Origin of the sequence: Mesorhizobium jarvisii (genome assembly GCF_003601985.1) — a bacterium.
Lineage (GTDB): Bacteria > Pseudomonadota > Alphaproteobacteria > Rhizobiales > Rhizobiaceae > Mesorhizobium > Mesorhizobium jarvisii.
This window is the reverse complement of record NZ_QZXA01000002.1, coordinates 357,232-375,946: the sequence shown is the minus strand read 5'-3', so window position 1 is coordinate 375,946 and position 18,715 is coordinate 357,232. Positions and strand designations below refer to the sequence as shown.

18 protein-coding genes and 1 tRNA gene are annotated in these 18,715 nt (G+C 63.1%); 9 read left to right on the top strand and 10 right to left on the bottom strand.

Annotation, left to right across the window (positions count from 1 at the left end; translation table 11 throughout):
- Positions 1 to 35 precede the first annotated feature (35 nt).
- From D3242_RS05595 to sucD, 4 genes are read left to right on the top strand one after another with little or no spacing between them, the layout of a single operon-like run.
- The gene (locus D3242_RS05595; RefSeq protein WP_064983972.1) at positions 36 to 1,226 is read left to right on the top strand and encodes an aminotransferase class V-fold PLP-dependent enzyme; all 1,191 of its coding nucleotides are present in this window, start codon (positions 36 to 38) and stop codon (positions 1,224 to 1,226) included.
- Positions 1,227 to 1,238: 12 nt separating this feature from the next.
- Entirely contained in the window at positions 1,239 to 2,195 is a 957-nt protein-coding gene (locus D3242_RS05590) for an HpcH/HpaI aldolase/citrate lyase family protein (protein WP_064983970.1), read from the top strand.
- Between the two features lie 19 nt (positions 2,196 to 2,214).
- Entirely contained in the window at positions 2,215 to 3,399 is a 1,185-nt protein-coding gene (locus D3242_RS05585; protein WP_064983969.1) for a malate--CoA ligase subunit beta, read from the top strand.
- 14 nt (positions 3,400 to 3,413) lie between these two features.
- Positions 3,414 to 4,313, top strand: coding sequence for a succinate--CoA ligase subunit alpha (gene sucD, locus D3242_RS05580; protein WP_064983967.1), 900 nt, complete (start codon positions 3,414 to 3,416; stop codon positions 4,311 to 4,313).
- Positions 4,314 to 4,523: 210 nt separating this feature from the next.
- On the opposite strand, the gene D3242_RS05575 is transcribed toward sucD, so the two are convergent.
- From D3242_RS05575 to D3242_RS05565, 3 genes are all read right to left on the bottom strand, one after another.
- Positions 4,524 to 5,018 (bottom strand): DUF302 domain-containing protein, encoded by a 495-nt coding sequence (locus tag D3242_RS05575; protein WP_038647466.1) that lies wholly within the window; start codon positions 5,016 to 5,018, stop codon positions 4,524 to 4,526.
- A gap of 68 nt (positions 5,019 to 5,086) precedes the next feature.
- Positions 5,087 to 5,947: an alpha/beta fold hydrolase gene (locus D3242_RS05570; protein ID WP_019858776.1), complete on the bottom strand. Its 861-nt coding sequence runs from the start codon at positions 5,945 to 5,947 to the stop codon at positions 5,087 to 5,089.
- Positions 5,948 to 6,095: 148 nt separating this feature from the next.
- Positions 6,096 to 6,866 carry an alpha/beta fold hydrolase gene (locus tag D3242_RS05565; RefSeq protein ID WP_064983965.1) on the bottom strand — a complete coding sequence of 257 codons (771 nt, stop codon included), beginning with the start codon at positions 6,864 to 6,866 and terminating at the stop codon, positions 6,096 to 6,098.
- A gap of 212 nt (positions 6,867 to 7,078) precedes the next feature.
- On the opposite strand from D3242_RS05565, the gene D3242_RS05560 reads away from it, so the two are divergent.
- The 4 genes from D3242_RS05560 to D3242_RS05545 all read left to right on the top strand — a co-directional run bounded on the left by D3242_RS05560 (position 7,079) and on the right by D3242_RS05545 (position 11,172).
- The gene (locus D3242_RS05560) at positions 7,079 to 8,041 is read left to right on the top strand and encodes an AraC family transcriptional regulator (protein ID WP_019858778.1); all 963 of its coding nucleotides are present in this window, start codon (positions 7,079 to 7,081) and stop codon (positions 8,039 to 8,041) included.
- A 154-nt stretch (positions 8,042 to 8,195) separates the two neighbouring features.
- Complete coding sequence (locus D3242_RS05555) at positions 8,196 to 9,065, top strand: MipA/OmpV family protein (RefSeq protein WP_019858779.1); 870 nt, start codon at positions 8,196 to 8,198, stop codon at positions 9,063 to 9,065.
- A gap of 17 nt (positions 9,066 to 9,082) precedes the next feature.
- Positions 9,083 to 9,850, top strand: coding sequence for a response regulator (locus D3242_RS05550; protein ID WP_019858780.1), 768 nt, complete (start codon positions 9,083 to 9,085; stop codon positions 9,848 to 9,850).
- Positions 9,847 to 11,172, top strand: a complete 1,326-nt coding sequence (locus D3242_RS05545; RefSeq protein ID WP_064983962.1) for a sensor histidine kinase — start codon at positions 9,847 to 9,849, stop codon at positions 11,170 to 11,172. Before D3242_RS05550 ends, D3242_RS05545 begins: the two co-directional genes overlap by 4 nt.
- A gap of 86 nt (positions 11,173 to 11,258) precedes the next feature.
- On the opposite strand, the gene D3242_RS05540 is transcribed toward D3242_RS05545, so the two are convergent.
- A tRNA-Leu gene (locus tag D3242_RS05540) sits at positions 11,259 to 11,343 on the bottom strand.
- A gap of 235 nt (positions 11,344 to 11,578) precedes the next feature.
- On the opposite strand from D3242_RS05540, the gene lipB reads away from it, so the two are divergent.
- The gene (lipB, locus tag D3242_RS05535; protein ID WP_038647476.1) at positions 11,579 to 12,322 is read left to right on the top strand and encodes a lipoyl(octanoyl) transferase LipB; all 744 of its coding nucleotides are present in this window, start codon (positions 11,579 to 11,581) and stop codon (positions 12,320 to 12,322) included.
- 11 nt (positions 12,323 to 12,333) lie between these two features.
- Here the strand turns inward: lipB and D3242_RS05530 are convergent, their stop codons facing one another.
- From D3242_RS05530 to mce, 6 genes are all read right to left on the bottom strand, one after another.
- The gene (locus D3242_RS05530; RefSeq protein WP_019858917.1) at positions 12,334 to 13,584 is read right to left on the bottom strand and encodes a peptidase M50; all 1,251 of its coding nucleotides are present in this window, start codon (positions 13,582 to 13,584) and stop codon (positions 12,334 to 12,336) included.
- 463 nt (positions 13,585 to 14,047) lie between these two features.
- Positions 14,048 to 14,776: an ABC transporter ATP-binding protein gene (locus D3242_RS05525; RefSeq protein WP_171880380.1), complete on the bottom strand. Its 729-nt coding sequence runs from the start codon at positions 14,774 to 14,776 to the stop codon at positions 14,048 to 14,050.
- Positions 14,728 to 16,014: a lipoprotein-releasing ABC transporter permease subunit gene (locus D3242_RS05520; RefSeq protein ID WP_019858920.1), complete on the bottom strand. Its 1,287-nt coding sequence runs from the start codon at positions 16,012 to 16,014 to the stop codon at positions 14,728 to 14,730. The genes D3242_RS05525 and D3242_RS05520 overlap by 49 nt, the downstream gene beginning before the upstream one ends.
- A complete protein-coding gene (gene proS / locus D3242_RS05515) occupies positions 16,011 to 17,339 on the bottom strand; it encodes a proline--tRNA ligase (protein WP_064983959.1) in 1,329 nt (442 codons plus the stop codon). Before proS ends, D3242_RS05520 begins: the two co-directional genes overlap by 4 nt.
- Positions 17,340 to 17,993: 654 nt before the next feature.
- Positions 17,994 to 18,278, bottom strand: a complete 285-nt coding sequence (locus D3242_RS05510; protein ID WP_010910093.1) for a DUF1467 family protein — start codon at positions 18,276 to 18,278, stop codon at positions 17,994 to 17,996.
- On the bottom strand, positions 18,275 to 18,679 hold the full coding sequence (mce, locus tag D3242_RS05505) for a methylmalonyl-CoA epimerase (protein ID WP_064983957.1): 405 nt from the start codon (positions 18,677 to 18,679) through the stop codon (positions 18,275 to 18,277). The genes D3242_RS05510 and mce overlap by 4 nt, the downstream gene beginning before the upstream one ends.
- Positions 18,680 to 18,715: the final 36 nt, after the last annotated feature.

Genomic DNA, 18,715 nt, shown 5'->3' with positions numbered 1-18,715 from the left:
CCCACCGCTTTGCTGGATCAGGAGGAGTTCGCACCATGGCCGGTTTCACCCATCTTTTCATTCCCGGACCGACCAACATCCCCGAACAGGTCCGGCAGGCGATGAACCTGCCGATGGAGGATATGCGCGCCGCGTCCTTCCCCGATCTCACTCTGCCGCTGTTCGAGGACATCAAAAAAGTCTTCAAGAACGAGACCGGCCGCGTCTTCATCTACCCGTCCTCGGGCACCGGCGCCTGGGAAGCGGCGATGACCAATGTGCTCAGCCCCGGCGACCGCGTACTGATGTCGCGCTTCGGCCAGTTCTCGCATCTGTGGGTCGACATGGCCGAGCGCCTCGGCCTCGAGGTCGATGCCATCGACTGCGAATGGGGCACCGGCGTGCCGCTCGAGCTCTATGCCGAGCGGCTGAAGGCGGACAAGGCGCACCGCATCAAGGCCGTCTTCTGCACGCAGAACGAGACGGCGACCGGCGTGACCAGCGATGTCGCTGGCTGCCGCGCCGCGCTCGACGATGCCAACCACCCTGCCCTGCTCTTCGTCGACGGTGTGTCGTCGATCGGCTCGATCGATTTCCGCCAGGAGGAATGGGGCGTCGACTGCGCCGTCAGCGGCTCACAGAAAGGTTTCATGCTGCCCGCCGGCCTCGGTTTCCTTTCGGTGAGCAAGAAGGCGCTCGTCGCTTCACGGACCGCCACCCATCGGCGCTGCTTCTTCTCCTTCGAGGACATGATCCGCGCCAACGATGCCGGCTATTTCCCCTACACGCCGGCGACGCAGCTCTTACGCGGCCTGCGCGCCTCGCTCGACCTGATCGCCGAGGAAGGGCTGGACAATATCTTCGCCCGCCATCATCGCCTGGCCGAAGGCGTGCGCAAGGCGGTCGACGCCTGGGGCCTGAAACTCTGCGCCAAGGCGCCGAAATGGCACTCCGATACGGTCAGCGCCATTCTGGTGCCGGAAGGCATCGACAGCGCCGACATCGTCAAGCGCGCCTACCGCACCTACCAGACCTCGCTCGGCGGCGGCCTCAACAAGGTGATGGGCAAGGTCTTCCGCATCGGCCATCTCGGCTGGCTGAACGAGGTGATGGTGCTCGCCTCGCTGTCGGCGGCCGAAATGGCGCTGCTCGATTGCGGCGTGCGGCTGGCGCCGGGCTCCGGCGTCGGCGCCGCCATCCAGCATTTCCGCGCCTCGGCCGCCGTGCCGGTCGCCGAAGCCGCCTGAGGGAAACCGACGATGAGCCACACCATCAACCATTTGAAGAAGCTGCGGCTGCAGCGCAGCGAGCTGGCGGTTCCCGGCTCCAGCCCGGAAATGATCGACAAGGCGGCCAACAGCGCCGCCGACTTCGTCTTCCTCGACATCGAGGATGCGGTCGCCCCGCCCGACAAGGAACGCGCCCGCAAGAACATCATCCAGGCACTCAACGACATCGACTGGCGCGCCAACGGCAAGACCGTCTCGGTGCGCATCAACGGGCTGGACACCCACTACATGTACCGCGACGTGGTCGACGTCATGGAACAGGCCGGCGACCGGCTCGACACGATCCTGGTGCCGAAGGTCGGCGTGCCGGCCGACCTCTATATGGTCGAAGCCATGGTCAACCAGATCGAGATGGCCAAGGGTTACAAGACCCGGGTCGGCCTCGAAGCGCTGATCGAGACCGCGCTCGGCATGGCCAATGTCGAGGCGATCGCCGCGACGCCAGGCCGGCTGGAAGCGATGCATTTCGGCGTCGCCGACTATGCGGCGAGCTGCAAGGCGCGCACCGTCAACATTGGCGGCCTCAACCCCGACTATCCCGGCGACCAGTGGCATTTCGCGCTGTCGCGCATGACGGTTGCCTGCCGCGCCTATGGCCTGCGCGCCATTGACGGGCCGTTCGGCGATTTCTCCGATCCGGAAGGTTACATCGCCGGCGCCAGGCGCGCCGCGGCGCTGGGCATCGAAGGCAAATGGGCGATCCATCCCTCGCAGATCGCGCTCGCCAACGACGTCTTCTCCCCGCCCGAAAAAGAGGTCACGCGCGCCAGGCGCATCCTTGAGGTGCTCAAGGAAGCCGAGGCTCAGGGCAAGGGAGCCGCCGCCCTCGACGGCAAGATGATCGACGCCGCGTCGGAACGCATGGCGAGGAACGTTCTGGTGGTCAACGAGGCCATCGAACGCGCCGGCCAACCCGCCACGCATTGACTGTTCAGGGAGGACAACAATGGACATCCACGAATATCAGGCCAAGGAACTGCTCGCCCGCCACGGCGTGCATGTGCCGCGCGGCGGGCTGGCCTACAGCCCCGAACAGGCGACCTATAGGGCGCGCGAGATCGGCGGCGGCAAATGGGTCTTGAAGGCGCAGGTTCATTCCGGCGCCCGCGGCAAGGCCGGCGGCATAAAACTGTGCGCTAATGACGAGGAGATATCGAGCGCCGCCGAAGCCATGCTCGGGCGCAAGCTGGTGACCCAGCAGACCGGACCGCGTGGCAAGCTGATCTCCCGGCTCTATCTCGAGGAAGCCGTCGACATCGCCCAGGAGCTCTATGTCGGCTTCGTGCTCGACCGCAAGGAAGAGCGCGTCATGATCGTGGCCTCGGCGGCCGGCGGCATGGAGATCGAGGATATTGTCGAGAAAGAACCCAATTCCATCCTGCGCACATCGGTCGACCCCGGCGTCGGCATGCAGCGCTTTCAGGCACGCGAGATCGCCTTCGGGCTCGGCCTCGATCACAATCTGATCGGCAAGGCGACCGAAACCATCTTCAGCTGCTACCAGGTGTTCCGCGACTACGACGCCTCGATGCTGGAGATCAATCCGCTGGTGGTGACGCGCGACGGCAATCTGATCGCGCTCGACGCCAAGATGTCGTTCGACGAGAACGCGCTGTTCCGGCGGCCTGAAATCTCCGAACTGCGCGACAAGAGCCAGGAAGACCCGCGCGAAACTTTCGCCAGCGACCGCGGCCTCTCCTATGTCGGCCTCGACGGCAATATCGGCTGCATCATCAATGGCGCGGGCCTGGCCATGGCGACGATGGACATGATCAAGATCGCCGGCGGCGAGCCGGCCAACTTCCTCGACATTGGCGGCGGCGCCTCGCCCGAGCGGGTGGCGAAATCCTTCCGCGCCGTGCTCGGCGACAAGAATGTCGAGACCATCCTGGTCAACATCTTCGCCGGCATCAACCGCTGCGACTGGGTCGCCGAGGGCGTTATCAAGGCGATCCGCGAGGTCGGCGTCACCGTGCCGCTGGTGGTGCGGCTCTCCGGCACCAAAGCCGAGGAAGGCCGCCGCATCCTGGCCGATTCCGGCGAGGCGGTGATAGTCGCCGACACGCTGGCAGAAGCCGCCGAAAAAGCCGTCGCCGCCTGGCGCGCGGCCGCCAAGAAAAAAGCAGCCTGAGAGAGGTCGAGAAAATGGCAATCCTGCTCAACCGCAGCACCCGCGTCATCGTCCAGGGTTTCACCGGCAAGATCGGCAGCTTCCATGCCGAGGACATGAAACGCTACGGCACCAAGCTGGTCGGCGGCGTCACCCCCGGCAAGGGCGGCCAGACGCATCTCGGCCTGCCCGTCTTTAACACGGTCAAGGGCGCCGTGCGCGAGACCCGCGCGGAGGCAAGCATCGTCTTCGTGCCGCCGCCCTTCGCCGCCGATTCGATCATGGAAGCCGCGGACGCCGGCATTAAACTGTGCATCTGCATCACCGACGGCATCCCCTCGCAGGACATGATGCAGGTCAAGCGCTATATGCGCCGCTACCGCTTCGAGGACCGCATGCGGCTGATCGGCCCGAACTGCGCCGGCATGATCACGCCGGGACAGGCGCTGATGGGCATCATGCCCGGCAACATCTACCTGCCCGGCCGCGTCGGCATTGTCGGCCGCTCCGGCACGCTCGGCTACGAGGCGGCCTCGCAGATGAAGGCGCTCGGCATCGGCGTGTCGACCAGCGTCGGCATCGGCGGCGACCCGATCAACGGCTCCTCCTTCAAGGACATGCTGAAACTGTTCGAGCAGGACGACGAGACCGACGCCGTGGTGATGATCGGCGAGATCGGCGGACCGCAGGAGGCGGAAGCCGCGATCTGGGCGCGTGACAACATGCGCAAGCCGCTGATCGCCTACATTGCCGGCCTCTCCGCCCCGAAAGGCCGCCGCATGGGCCACGCCGGCGCCATCATCTCGGCCTTCGGCGAGTCGGCGCAGGAGAAGGTCGAGATCCTGAAGGAGGCAGGCGTGATCATCGTGCCGACGCCGTCGTCGTTTGGCGAGGTGGTTGCGGATACACTGGCGCGGATGAAGAAGGCGGCGTGATTTCCGCGCCTCTCCACGCTGGGGGGCTCTCACATACGCCCGCGCGAGCCTCCCGGAGAGTCGGCGATCACCCTTGCCAGGCACCGCCCGCCGAGAATTGAAACCTCCAGCGCCGTGCCGGACGTGCCAAGCCCCAGCGGCAGCAGCGCCAACGCCATGTCATGGCCAAACGCGTGGGAGTAATCTGCCGCCGGAAGCGTCACCATGAGCTTAGTTTGCGCATTCGCGTAGCAAGGTTGTGATTTTCGCATCAAGATCGCGAGCGACGGCAAGAGCCTCCAAACTACCATAAGGGAGCAGACAACTCTCCATTTTGTCGTAGGAGACGTGCACGCCATCGGGACGTTCATCAACAAGGATTGTGACTGGAGCGTAAGATCCAGCATCGGGAACGTGCTTGACCATTTCTTTCATGATGAGTGGATTGCCCACCAGGAACCGCATGCTCTTGGGAGTCTCGGTTCCAGTTTCGCGGCGCAGAATGGCGCCCAAGTCGAATTCCGCGAAAAGCATGAGACCTGTGCGGCCCAGGCCGCTTTGCACAACGCGCTCCAAATCCGAGAAGGAATTTGCAGCCCCCGTCGCCTTGAAAAATTCGACAATGTCAGGTTGCCCGACCGCTGACTTGAGCGCGGCCACAACGGCGTCGAATGGTTTGGAACACGTCAGGCTGAAACGCTCAACCTCGACCTTTGCGATTGTCATTTCTTTCTCCGTAACAGCTCTCAAGAATAAAGGTGCGACCGATCGCGCCGGGATTATGCAGCGGCCGATTACGCTTCCAGGAAGGTCCGGACGTGGCTGACGAACAATTCGTGGTGCTGAAACAGGGCGCCGTGGCCGGAATCGGGATAGAGGACCAGCTGGGCGTTGCTTAGAGCCTTGAACATTGCATAGGCGTTGTCCGCCGGCAGCATGGTGTCGTGGCTGCCGCTGACCACAAGGGCGGGCTGGCGGATGGCGCGCAGAATGGCGTGCTCGGGATCAGGTGTGGCGCACCAGGTAATAAGCGCCTTGGCCTGCGGATCCGTCACCGCGCCGCCGTTGTCGGTGTCCCGATCCTCCTTACGCGCCTTCGCCCGCTTCAGGAAAGCCAGGCCGGCCGACTGGCTGGCGGACGACTTCGTGAAGAATAGTGGCAGGCGGACGTCCGGCGCGTCGGTTTGGGAAAACGCGTCCTGGAGAACCGTCAACAGATGCTCTTCTCCGCCTCTCGGAGCCGTGCCGACGAGGATGAGCTTGCGCACCAGCCGTCCGTGCTCGGCAGCGATCTGCTGGGCGACACAGCCGCCGAGGGAAAAGCCAAGAAGGTCGACTTCGGAGAGGCCGAGCAGTTTGATAAAAGCGACCGCGTCTTGGGCCATCGCCGCGATATTGTCGGGCGTTTGGCCTGTCGAGCGGCCGACCCCGGCGTTATCGAAAGCGATCACCGGTCGATCGGTGGCCAGGACATTCACGACGGCGGGGTCCCACGCGTCGATGTTGCCCGAGAAATGCTGCAGGAGAATCAGCGCAGTTCCGGTCGATGGGCCGAGGCGGCGATAGGCGAAGCGGATTCCGCCGCCTTCGATGTAACGGGTGGGCGCTGTTTCTAGCGTTGCGGCGTCCTGGCTCGAGGTGTCGAACTCAGTCATGTCATCCTCCGGATGCTTGGCACAGATAATCGAGTGGGAGTAGCTGGTGCGGTTTTGGCTAGGTTTGAGCCGCTCGCGGACCAAGGCATTCCGTAGTCCGCCGAGCACGCATGGTGCTCCCGGCACGAAGGCGCCGGGAGCACAATCGTCACTTCACGAGCGCGGCCTTTTCAATCACCGCGGCGACTTCCTTCGCGTGGACGACCAGGGATGCATGGCTGCCGGCGACATCCGTCGTCTGGGCCTTCATCCTTTCGGCGAAAAGCTTCTGGACCTCGGGTGCGATGACCTTGTCCTTCGTGCTGATCACATAGAACGTCGGTTTGTCGTGCCAGGCCGCCTTATCGACGGGAGCCTCGAACGCCGTGTGGTTCAACGGGAGCTGATGGTTTGCCAAGGATTCGGCGATCTCCGCGGGAAGGTCAGCCGCGACTGCAGAGGGAAACACTTTGGGATCGATGTAGAGGTTGCCCTTTTCGTCGGGATGAATCGCCGCGGCGCCTTCGGTTGCCGGACCGCTCTTGGATAAGCTCGCCAGAGATTCTCCCACGTCGGGCGCGAATGCGGAGACGTAGACGAGCGCCGAGACGTTGGGATCGTCACCTGCCTGCGTGATGACCACACCGCCCCAGGAGTGGCCAACGAGGACGGTCTTGCCGTTCTGTTTCGCAAGCGCCTGTTTGGTGGCATCGACGTCCGCCGCGAGGGAGGTGAGCGGGTTTTCGACGAGCGTTACATTGTAGCCCTTCTTCGTGAGGATATCGGCGACCGGCTTCCAACTCGTCTGGTCGACGAAAGCGCCATGGACGAGCACGATATTGTGGGCCGCCCCCTTGGGCAGTTGAGCTGATTGGGCGGGGGCGGCGACTGTTGCTCCGGCCATAAGGACGGTAGCGACTGAGAGTAGAAGATTTCGCATTGGTTGCTCCTGTTGAGATAACGGACGACGCGGGTCCGAGGAAAGGCAGGCGTGCCGGCAACAGTCGCGGTTCTCCCATCTGCCGCTCGGGTGATCGTTGCGGCGCGACCTGTTGGCTCGACTTGCGATCAACTAATACGTGGAGCACTTGGACGTTAGGCCTCAATCGTCCGAATATTGTGTCCTACCGTCCGTCGTATTAACATCGGAAGATGGACATCCTCGCTGAAGTGCTCGACCGCGTTCGCCTTGGCGGAACCTTGCTGTTCCACTTCGAGCTCGGCCATCCCTGGAATCTGGCGTTGCCAGCGCGCCCATACGCCCTGTTCCATTATCTCAGCCGTGGCTCGGCTACCCTCGCGCTCGAAAATGGACGAGAACTTCACATGACCGAGGGCGACTTTGTTGTCGTCACGCGCGGCGAGCCCCATGTGATCTACTCGGATCGTCGGACAGAGCCGTTACCGATTCTCGACATCGATCGACTGGCTGGGCGTCTTGGCCTCATTCGTCACGGAGGCGGCGAGCAGCCGCTCGCGACGATGATCTGTGGCAATTTCACCGTGGCGCGGCCCTCGCGCGGCAGCGTGTTGGAATTGCTTCCGCCCCTGCTTCTCCTGAAGCCGACGGAAGACGGCGGATGGCTCGATGCGATTCTGCAACGCATGGTGAGCGAGGCGGCGCACGCGCGTCCCGGCCAAGGCGTTGCACTCTCACGACTGACAGAAGTGCTCTTTGTCGAGGTGCTGCGAAGCTGGATCAAGTCGCTCGACCCCGGGGAAGGCGGTTGGCTGGGGGCGATGGCGGACCCGCACATAGGACCGGCACTTCAGTTGATCCACGAACGACCGGATCGACCCTGGACGCTTGGCGAGCTCGGGCAAAGCGTGGGACTTGGTCGTTCGGCGTTTTCGGCTCGCTTCACCAAGCTCGTCGGGGAGTCCATGTACCGTTATCTGATCTCACGCCGGATGTCGGAGGCCGCATTTCTGCTCGAAACGAGCGACGAGGGGATTGCACGGATTGCGGCCCGTGTCGGCTATGAGACCGCGGCCGCGTTTTCGAAGCTATTCCATCGACATCACGGCCTTTCGCCTGGCCGTTATCGAGCAGCTCGCCGCTCTGACGGTGGCCGGAGGCAAGAGGACGTTCTGGAAGCAGAAGTCGTCGATTGACCTCCCGCGCTTGTGGTAGCGCGCTTCTACAGGAGCCAAGATCAGGCCAAGATTGCGCAACAAAACTTAACATCACTTCACGCATGCAGCCATTTTCACCTGAAATAGTCCGGAGCATCGGGGGCTCTTACTGCCTCCCTGCTCTGGAGCATGCATGTTCAAATTGGTTTCTGGGACCTTCGCCGGCCGGGCCCCTCTCGCGGCGATGGCAATCGTGTTTTCAACGCATTCTGAGATCGTGCAGGCGGCGGACGCCATTGCCGTCGACACCGATGCCGACGATACCGGGGATCTGACCCCGCCGCCCGATCCTTCGCGTTTCGGGCGCTTCGAACAGAAACTGGCCGGCTGGCATGTCGTCCTGGGCGGCGGCGCCATCATCGTTCCCAAATATGAGGGCAGCAACGAGTTCAAGGTCATGCCGGTCCCTTTCGTATCGGCGACATTCCTCGACACGGTGAGGGTAGATCCGACGGGCGCCAACATCGCCGTCTATGAACACGGGCCGTTCGAACTCAGCGCGCGGCTTGGCTATGACATGGGCCGCAAGGAGGACGATGCCGATCGTCTGCGCGGCCTGGGGGATGTCGACATGGGCGCGGTCGTCGGGGCCAAGGCGGCGGTGAAGTTCGGCCCGGCGAAAATCTACGCGCAATTGGACAAGACCATCGGCGGCAGCGACGGCATGCAGGGCACGCTTGGCATCGAGGTGACCCAGCCTCTGTCCCAGTCATGGATGGTCGGCGCGGGCGCATCGGTCGTCTTCGCTGACGAAAAATACATGCAGGCCTATTTCGGCGTCACGCCGGAGCAATCGGCTCGCTCGGGATTGACCCAGTATGATGCCCGCGCCGGGTTGAAGCGCGCCGATTTTTCGATTTCCGCCACATATACGCTCAATCACAACTGGATGGTGCGTGGCCAGGCGGGGGTGGGCATTCTCATGGGGGACGCTGCCGACAGCCCTGTTGTCGTCGACAAGGTCCAGCCCTCGGGGATGCTTCTCGTCGGATATCGGTTTTGATGCCCACACATAATGCAATGCAGGCCGCGGTAAGCTCCAGCCGGATCGATCTGAACGCCGAGTTCAAATCGCCGAGGCAAGGCCCGCAGATCCTCATTGTCGAAGACGACATCGAGATCGCCCGCATGCTGGGCGAGACGCTGACGGAAAACGGCATGATCGTCGAAATCGCCGGCAACGGCGTCCGCATGAACGCCGCGCTTCGCAACCAGAAATTCGATCTCATCGTGCTCGATATCATGCTGCCTGGCGAGAACGGCCTCAGCATATGCCGCCGGCTTCGCGCGCAAACGAACGTTCCGATCCTGATGCTGACGGCGCTTGGCGAGGAAATCGACCGCATCTTCGGACTGGAGATCGGCGCCGACGATTACGTGACCAAACCGTTCAGCGCGCGCGAACTGACCGCAAGGATAAGGGCGTTGCTGCGCCGCACGGCTTACGCTCCCGACGAACGGGACCGCACAAGGGTGCTTCGCTTCAACGGCTGGCGCCTCGATCCCGTTCGCCGGCAATTGCATGATCCCAGCAATGCGCGGGTTGCGACCACGACGCATGAATTCGATCTTTTGCTGGCGTTCTGCCGCAATGCAGGCCGGGTTCTGTCGCGCGAGGAGCTTCTCAGCGTCACCCATGCCGGGCTTGCCGGCCCGATCGAGCGAAGCGTCGATGTCCATGTCAGCCGGATTCGCCAGAAGATCGAAAAGGATGCGCGCGATCCCGTTCTCCTCAAGACTGTCCGGCTGGGTGGCTACATCTTCACCGCCACGGTGGAGGAAGCGTGAGGCGCTTGGTCCGCCGCTTCCTGCCCCAGTCGGTGCGTGGGCAGTTCGCGGCAATTATTTTCATGGCGGTGATCGCGATCATGTCCGTCGGATCGGTCGTCGAGGGTTTGATAGCGAATGTCGACCTTCCCGTGGTGGAAGACAGCGCCAGGCGGGCTGGCGTTGTCGCTGCCTTGTTGCGCGAAACGCCAACCGAAGCCCGCGGCGCTGTTCTGGCTGCGGCGACACGCGCCGGCTTTGATTTCAAGATCCTGCCCAGGGAGCAGATCAGCACTATTCCAGATTCCTATCTGCAATGGCGAAGCACCGGATGGCTTCTTCAGATCGAGAGCGGCTCGATCCCTGGGCGCTGGATAAGGATCGGCCGCCAATATGCGTTTGTCATCGACCTGGACCAGCAGAGCGTCCTGGCGCATTTCGGCATGCCCGATTCCTGGCTGACATCAGGCTTCGTCCGTGTCTCGTTCTACAGGTTCATGGCTTTCGTCGCCCTGCCTGTGTTGATCTGGCTATTTGCGGTCTGGGCCGTGACGGAGCCATTGAAGCGCATCTCGAACGCAGTGGGGGAAGCCGAGATCGAGAATGGCAACGAACTTTTCGCCGAACGCGGCTCCATCGAAATGGTCGGCCTGGCGCGCGCGCTGAACAGGATGAGAACGCGTATCCGCACCATGATCGAGAACCGCACCCGCATGCTGCGCAGCGTCAGTCATGATCTGCGCACGCCGTTGACGCGGCTGCGCCTTCGCGCCGAGCGCATGGATGACGGCCCCGTTCGAGCCGCCATATTGTCCGACGTCCGGCACATCGAGGATCTGATCGACGAGACCCTGACCTATCTGCGCAACGACGTCTCGACCGAAAAGCTGCAGCGGGCCGACATTGCCAGCGTGCTGCAGACCGTCTGTGCCGAATTCTCCGATGTCGGGTTTTCGGTTTCCTATTCCGGACCGGACAGGCTTCTGGGCTGGTGCAAACCCAATGCGCTGGCGCGCGCCATCACCAATTTATGCGACAACGGGGTCAAATTTGCCGGCAACGTCACCGTCGCCTTGACGCAGACCGACTCGGCGGCGCGTATCGCGGTGGGCGACGATGGGCCGGGAATTTCGATGACGGCGCGCTCGCGCGTTTTCGAACCCTTCTTCAAGGAGGATATGTCGCGCGGCGTTGCGTCGAAACACGGTTTCGGTCTCGGCCTCTCGATCGTGGCAGATATCATCCAGGGTCACGGCGGCAGGATCGAGTTGCACGACAACCAGCCAAGCGGCCTTGTCGTGACCGTCGATCTGCCGAATGGACCCGAGGTCCGGCCCTTATAGAGCGGCCGGCACCGTGCTCAGGGTCTGATGATCGCCAGATTGCCGGAGGTTATTGCAAGGCGTCCGAAGGCTTGCTTCAGGAAATTTGGTGCGGTCGAGAAGACTCGAACTTCCACGGGTTGCCCCACAGCGACCTCAACGCTGCGCGTCTACCAATTCCGCCACGACCGCACGTGGTAGGAGCCGGAACCGACCGGCTCGCGGCGTGTAGCAAATCGTTTCCGGCGAAACAAGTGCGCGATGCGCAATAATCTCAACCGATTGGCATATCGGTCCACAGGATCGGAATGAGCATGCGGAACTGGACGTTTGCGTCCGATATCGCCATATGGGAGGCGGATGCATGTTGCCCGAAAGCGCGAGGCGGTTTTGGGATCGCGGCATGCATGAACAAAAACGAAGAACCATGACAGAACGCAGCCAGATCGCCACGTCGTTCCTGCCGCTCCCCGGTTCGGCACCGGTGGAGTGGCGCATCGAGCCCGGCCTTACCGCCTACCCCGAGGCACTGGCCTTCATGGAAGCGCGGGCCGAGGCGATCCGCAGCGGGGCCGCCGGCGAAATGGTCTGGCTGGTCGAGCATCCCCCGCTCTACACTGCCGGCACCAGCGCCCGCATCGAGGACCTGATCGAGCCTGATCGCTTTCCCGTCTTTGCCGCCGGACGTGGCGGCGAATACACCTATCATGGGCCGGGCCAGCGGGTCGCCTATGTCATGCTCGACCTGAAACGGCGGCGCGAGGATGTGCGCGCTTTCGTCGCCGCGCTCGAACAATGGATCATCGGCACGCTCGCCGCCTTCAACGTGCGCGGCGAACGCCGCGAGGACCGGGTAGGCGTGTGGGTGGTGCGGCCTGATCGCCCTGCCCTGCCGGACGGCTCGCCGGCGGAGGATAAGATCGCCGCGATCGGTATCCGGCTGCGGCGCTGGGTGAGCTTTCACGGCATCGCCATCAATGTCGAACCGGAGCTTGAGCATTTCGGCGGCATCGTTCCCTGCGGCGTCCAGGACCATGGCGTCACCAGCCTCGTCGACCTCGGCCTGCCCGTCGGCATGGCCGATCTGGATCTGGCGCTGAAATCAGCCTTCGAGGATGTTTTTGGTCCCGTGGCGGCCTTGTCGGCCGAGGCTGCCCGCAAGACGGGTTGATCCTTTCCAGCTCAAAGCAATTGCGCCGACGCCCACAGAACGCCGCAGCCATGGATGACGAACACCGCCAGCAGTGCGCCGGCGATGGCGAAGCGGTCGACGGTACGGATAGGCTTCAGCTCGTAACGCGGCTTCACCCCGCTGCCCATCGTCAGCAGGCTTAGGATTGAAAAGACCGCTCCCGTCGCCAGCAGAAAGCCGGAGGAAAAGCCGGCCCGCCAGCCCACCGCCAAAAATGCCGAGAGCAGGAAGAACGAGGCCAGCGCCAGCGCGACCGGCCCCGGGCAGATCTGGCGCAGCACCTGGCCGCCATCGAACTTCCACACCGGCACCAGATTGGCGATGTTGAACAGGGCCGCACAGCCTGCCAGCGCCGCCAGCAGCGCGGCCGCGCCCTTATGCCCCTCGCTGCCGGCCAGCGCACTGGCGGCGATGACGATCGGCACCAGGAAGGCAGAAAAACCCGCCCCCATCAGCGCCACGAAGGCCACTTCGAAACGGCTGTTGTAGGGCCGGCCGCCAATGGCGATGCCGCCGAGCAGCGGGATGAAGATCATCCGCGCCTTGCGGTGGCCCATCAGCCGGAATGCCGCCATGTGGCCAAGCTCGTGCAGGGCAACGACCGACGTCAGGATGGCGGCCAGCGCCAGCCCCCCGAGGTGAAGGCCGAAGAACGGCCACAAGATCAATGCCGACAGCACGGCAAAGCCGACCTGGCTCAGCGGATGCTCGAACCAACCGCCCTTGCGGTACTGCCCGGTCATCGCCCAACGCTGCAGCTTGGACAGTTCGCGGCGCATGGCGAAATAACGGAACACCAGAAAGGCAACACCGCGGTAACGATCCGTCCGGCCGAGCGTTACCCGCGTGCCGCTGCCTTCGGAGACGAGCTCGGCGGTTTCGCGATAGTCTTTCCAGAACGAAGCATCGAGCGCCGTATCCTCAAGCACGCGCATCGAGAAGCGGCTGCCCTCGACGACATCGTCAAACCGCGCCCTGCGCTCGATCGGCTTGCCGTCGCGGCCTTCCCACGACAGCATGATGCGGGACACACCCTCCCCGTCCAGCGGCTCGGCCGACAGGATCTCGCCGGACCAGCCGGCATCGCTGCCAAGCGGCCATAGCGCCTGCCAGAGTCGCTGGCGGTCCATCGCAATCACGCGGCTGACCCTGACCGTGCGCGAACCAAGCGGCACGGTCATCAAGAGAAAGATCAGCCCGAGATTGCTGGCCACCAGAATGGCCGTGACGATGGGCGACACCTGAATGTTGCTCCCTGCCTGAGAGGCGCACCCTAGCGCCGCGGCGGCAAGAAAGGCTTAACGGGGAAGCGGACTTCATCCGCCAGGAACGACGGCGGCGAGAGCCGCCAGATCACATGGCGCCGATCCAGATCGCCATGGAAATGAGGAAAGTGCTCATGCAAACCAGTGAGATGACATCCTGAACCAGATCGGTCATAACTCTCTCCTGTTGTTGATATGTTCGCAATTTGTTCTAATTTTGTTTCAATGTCAACGCGCAGAATCCGGTCCCGCCAAGAATCTCCGGGCGATCAGATCGGCAGGGTTAAGGAAAGGTTGATGGCGAGACGCCTATCAACAGGTCGCGATAGTGAATGGCGACAGGCCCTCGGCGAGGTCTAGAAAGCCATATGAAGATTCGGCCAAACCCATCTTCGCGGATGTGTCGATATTCGGTCAATTCGCCTGATATCGGCACAGCCTAAAGCGGCACGACCTTGCCGTCGGCGAGCGTGACGCGCCGGTCCATGCGCGATGCCAGCTCGTGATTGTGGGTGGCGATCAGCGCCGCCAGGCCCGATTGCTTGACCAGCGCGCCCAGCGCCTCGAAGACATAGGAGGCGGTGACCGGGTCGAGATTACCGGTCGGCTCGTCGGCCAGCAGCACCAGCGGAGCATTGGCGACGGCGCGGGCAATGGCGACGCGCTGCTGCTCGCCGCCGGAGAGTTCGGACGGCCGGTGCGAGGCGCGCTTGCCGATCTGCATATAGTCGAGCAGTTGCGCGGCGCGCTCGGCCGCTTCCTTGCGCGGCAGGCCCTTGATCAGCTGCGGCATCATGATGTTTTCCAGCGCGGAAAACTCCGGCAGCAGATGGTGGAACTGGTAGACGAAGCCGACATCGTTGCGGCGGATTGACGTGCGTTCGTCGTCGGAGAGCCGCCCGCAGGCCCGGCCGGCCAGGATCACGTCGCCTGCGTCGGGGCGTTCCAGCAGGCCGGCCGTATGCAGCAGCGTCGACTTGCCGGTGCCGGATGGCGCCACCAGCGCCACCATCTCGCCGCGCTTCAGCGAGAAATCGGCGCCGTTCAAAATGGTGAGCTTGCGCGGCCCCTGGACATAGTGCCGCTCGACGCTCTTCAGCTCGATAATGATCTCGGCCACTACTCGTACCTCAAGGCTTCGACCGGATCGAGGCGGGCGGCCCGCCATGCCGGAAACACCGTTGCCAGGAAGGACAGCCCAAGCGCCATGATGATGACATAGGTCGTCTCGCGCGGATCCATCTTCGCCGGCAGCTGGCTGAGGAAATAGAGCTCCGGGTTGAACAGCACCTTGCCGGTCATCCAGGAGAAGAACTGGCGGATCGATTCGATGTTGGTGCAGATGACGACGCCGAGCAGCACGCCGGCGAGCGTACCGGTGACGCCGATCGCCGCCCCCGTCATCAGGAAGATGCGCAGGATGGCGCCGCGCGAGGCGCCCATGGTGCGCAGGATGGCGATGTCGTGCCCCTTGTCCTTCACCAGCATGATCAGTCCCGAAATGATGTTGAGCGCGGCCACCAGCACGATCAGCGTCAGGATCATGAACATGACGTTGCGCTCGACCTGCAGGGCGGAAAAGAAGGTCTCGTTGCGCTGGCGCCAGTCGACCATGTCGATCGGCCGCTGCGCTGCCTCTTCCACCTTCGGTTTCAGCGCGTCGACATTGTCGGGATTGTCGACATAGATCTCGATCGTCTGTGCGCGGCCATCCATGTTGAAATAGAGCTGCGCTTCGGAGAACGGCATGTAGACGATGGACGTGTCATATTCCGACATGCCGACTTCGAAGATCGCCGCGATCTTGTAGCCTTTCATGCGCGGCGTCGTGCCGATCGGCGTTACGTCGCCATCGGGCGAGATGAGCGTGATGGTGTCGCCCAGCGTCAGGCCGAGATTCTCGGCCATGCGCTTGCCGATGGCGACGCCCTCGCCCGAATCGAAACCGGCGAGCGAACCCTGCTTGATGTTGTTGGCGACGATGGCGATCTTGCCGAGATCTTCGCCCCTGATACCGCGCACCAGTGCGCCCGTGCCGCCGCCGACATTGCCTTGCGCCAGCACCTGGCCGTCGATCAGCGGAATGGCGTATTTGACGCCGGGCACGCCGTTGATGCGGCCGGCAACCTGGGCGTAGTCCTCAAGCGGCGAGTCGAGCGGCTGCACGATCAGATGGCCGTTGACGCCAAGGATGCGCGTCAAAAGCTCGGCGCGGAACCCGTTCATCACAGCCATGACGACGATCAGCGTCGCCACCCCCAGCATGATGCCGAGGAAGGAGATCGAGGCGATGACCGAGATCACCGTCTCCTTGCGCCGCGAGCGCAAATAGCGCCAGGCAACCGTGCGCTCGAAGAAGGAGAACGGGCCGGCGCCCGCTGATCTTGCCGCCGCCGCCTCGCTCATGCGGCGGCACCGAAGCGTTTTTTCGCATCGGCGATCGGCAGCGTTTCGCGCTCGCCGGTCCTGCGATTCTTGATCTCGACCTCGCCGGCGGCCACGCCGCGCGGTCCGACGATCACTTGCCAGGGTAGACCGATCAGGTCGGCGGTGGCGAACTTGCCGCCCGGCCGCTGGTCGGTGTCGTCATAGAGCACGTCCTTGCCGGCGGCGGTGAAGGCGGCATTCAGCTCTTCGCTGACACGGTCGCAATCGGCGTCGCCCACCTTCATGTTGATCAGGCCGATGTCGAACGGCGCCACGGCGTCGGGCCAGATGATGCCGTTCTCGTCATGGCTGGCTTCGATGATCGCCGCGACCAGGCGCGACGGGCCGATGCCGTAGGAACCGCCGGAGGCGAAATGGTCCTTGCCGTCCGGTCCGGTCACCTTGGCGCCCATCGGCTTGGAATACTTCTCGCCGAAATGGAAGATGTGACCAACCTCGATGCCGCGCGCCGAAACCTTGTCGCTCTCGGGCACCCTTTCCCAAGCTGCTTCGTCATGCATCTCGTCGGTGGCGGCGTAGGGCGTCGTCCATGTCTTGACGATATCTGATATCTCGCCGTCATTGGCGAAGTCGGTTTCGGCGCCCGGCACGGCAAGCGAAAGATAGTCGCGATGGCAGAAAACCTGGCTTTCGCCGGTATCGGCCAGGATGATGAATTCGTGGCTGAGGTCGCCGCCGATCGGCCCGGTGTCGGCGCGCATCGGAATCGCCTGCAGGCCCATGCGCGTAAACGTCCTGAGGTAGGAGACGAACATCCTGTTGTAGGCAGCCCTCGCGCCCTCGAAGTCGAGGTCGAAGGAATAGGCGTCCTTCATCAGGAACTCGCGCGAGCGCATGACGCCGAAGCGTGGCCGCACCTCGTCGCGGAACTTCCACTGGATGTGGTAGAGGTTGAGCGGCAAATCCTTGTAGGACTTCACATAGGCGCGGAAGATCTCGGTGACCATTTCCTCGTTGGTCGGGCCGTAGAGCATGTCGCGGTCCTGGCGGTCCTTGATGCGCAGCATCTCCTTGCCATAGTCGTTGTAGCGGCCGCTTTCGCGCCACAGATCGGCCGACTGGATGGTCGGCATCAGGATTTCCAGCGCGCCGGCGCGGTTCTGCTCCTCGCGGATGATCTGGCAGACCTTGTCCAACACCCGCTTGCCAAGTGGCAACCAGGAAAAACTGCCCTGCCCCTGCTGGCGGATCATGCCGGCACGCAGCATCAGCCGATGCGAGACGATCTCGGCCTCGCGCGGATTTTCTTTGAGGATAGGCAGGAAATAGCGCGACAAACGCATGGACTGGTCCGTGAATGAGAACGGCCACGCCAGAATCGGCGCGACGCAGGCTTGCTTGCCCCGGCTTCATAGCCATTTCATGACGGAATGGAAACCCGGGCATGGCGGCACATTAGCGCGCCACGGCCCGGAATCCTCCGGTTTCCGGACCAGGACGTGCCGGCATCGGGCATGCCGAACCTCTTCGGTTTTGGCCGCCAATTCTTTGCGCGCGTCAATCCAGAACATGCCGCAAAGGCTCCGCCGAGCCTTGCTGGTCGTTTCCCAAGCAAAGCATGCCATACTATTGTGCAGTGCAGCACGAGAATGCCTGTTTCGAGGCAAAATTCTTCGTGACATTTTCATTCGGCTTAGGCTAGTGTGCCGCGATAACCGAGAGGGCGGAGAAAAATCTGCTCTCCTACGCGGTCAAAGTCTTGGGAGGATGCGATCTAGGCGCGGTTACTCGCTGCCGCCGGAAACCGGAAACAGATCGGACGCGTTTAATTGCAAGGCCTCGTGCCTTGCATTTTTTTTGTGCAATCATCTGGTTAGCGTGGCGTGCTGTCAGAACACATGACTTAGCGTCAGCAAGCGGTCAGCCGTGAAGCATGGCAGCGTCTCGACCCTCATCCGCGGCGCATCGACGTCGTCGTCGCACTCTCGCCGGGCGATCTATTTCGCCGGGGTCTGGCCGAAATCCGGCACGATATGCGGGATGTCGTTGAGGCTGTAGCCCAGCCCGTGCGTCAGCCCATAGAAAATGCCCATGAGGATCGCCGTGGCGATGGTGGTGCGGATCACCGCGCGCAGCATGTGCGGCCCGCGCGGCGCGCTTGGAACCGTGCCCAGTGTCACGTCATGATCGTCGTCCTGCGTCCTGACGCTAAACGGCAGTACGGCGAACAGCACCACCCACCAGGTCGCGAAAAAAAGGGCGGTGAACGAAACCCAGCTCATGATTGCTCCAGTTCGATCAGCGTGCCGAAGAAATCCTTCGGATGCAGGAACAGCACCGGCTTGCCATGCGCGCCGGTCTTCGGATTGCCGTCGCCCAGCACGCGCGCGCCGGCGCCCTTGAGCTGGTCCCGCGCGGCCAGGATGTCGTCGACCTCGTAGCAGAGATGATGCATGCCGCCTGACGGGTTCTTCGCCAGGAACGCGGCGATCGGCGAGCCCTCGCCCAGTGGTTCCAGCAATTCGATCTTGGTGTTGCCGACATTGACGAACACCACCGTGACGCCATGCTCCGGCAAAGCCTGCGGCTCCGTCACTTCGGCGCCAAGCGTGTTGCGGTAGGCGGCAACGGCGGCAGCCAGATCCGGCACCGCAAGCGCGACATGGTTCAGCCGTCCGAGCATGTACGAGCTATCTCTCTTCTGTCACTGGCTGGCGTC

Bases quoted from the DNA above. Each gene is read 5' to 3' on its own strand.
- D3242_RS05520 (WP_019858920.1), bottom strand. From the start codon at position 16,014: ATGAGCGAGGCGGCGGCGGCAAGATCAGCGGGCGCCGGCCCGTTCTCC.
- D3242_RS05585 (WP_064983969.1), top strand. From the start codon at position 2,215: ATGGACATCCACGAATATCAGGCCAAGGAACTGCTCGCCCGCCACGGC.
- D3242_RS05595 (WP_064983972.1), top strand. From the start codon at position 36: ATGGCCGGTTTCACCCATCTTTTCATTCCCGGACCGACCAACATCCCC.
- D3242_RS05565 (WP_064983965.1), bottom strand. From the start codon at position 6,866: ATGCGAAATCTTCTACTCTCAGTCGCTACCGTCCTTATGGCCGGAGCA.
- D3242_RS05575 (WP_038647466.1), bottom strand. From the start codon at position 5,018: ATGACAATCGCAAAGGTCGAGGTTGAGCGTTTCAGCCTGACGTGTTCC.
- mce (WP_064983957.1), bottom strand. From the start codon at position 18,679: ATGCTCGGACGGCTGAACCATGTCGCGCTTGCGGTGCCGGATCTGGCT.
- D3242_RS05510 (WP_010910093.1), bottom strand. From the start codon at position 18,278: ATGAGCTGGGTTTCGTTCACCGCCCTTTTTTTCGCGACCTGGTGGGTG.
- D3242_RS05560 (WP_019858778.1), top strand. From the start codon at position 7,079: ATGGACATCCTCGCTGAAGTGCTCGACCGCGTTCGCCTTGGCGGAACC.
- D3242_RS05555 (WP_019858779.1), top strand. From the start codon at position 8,196: ATGTTCAAATTGGTTTCTGGGACCTTCGCCGGCCGGGCCCCTCTCGCG.
- proS (WP_064983959.1), bottom strand. From the start codon at position 17,339: ATGCGTTTGTCGCGCTATTTCCTGCCTATCCTCAAAGAAAATCCGCGC.
- D3242_RS05590 (WP_064983970.1), top strand. From the start codon at position 1,239: ATGAGCCACACCATCAACCATTTGAAGAAGCTGCGGCTGCAGCGCAGC.
- D3242_RS05550 (WP_019858780.1), top strand. From the start codon at position 9,083: ATGCAGGCCGCGGTAAGCTCCAGCCGGATCGATCTGAACGCCGAGTTC.
- D3242_RS05570 (WP_019858776.1), bottom strand. From the start codon at position 5,947: ATGACTGAGTTCGACACCTCGAGCCAGGACGCCGCAACGCTAGAAACA.
- D3242_RS05525 (WP_171880380.1), bottom strand. From the start codon at position 14,776: ATGGCGGGCCGCCCGCCTCGATCCGGTCGAAGCCTTGAGGTACGAGTA.
- lipB (WP_038647476.1), top strand. From the start codon at position 11,579: ATGACAGAACGCAGCCAGATCGCCACGTCGTTCCTGCCGCTCCCCGGT.
- sucD (WP_064983967.1), top strand. From the start codon at position 3,414: ATGGCAATCCTGCTCAACCGCAGCACCCGCGTCATCGTCCAGGGTTTC.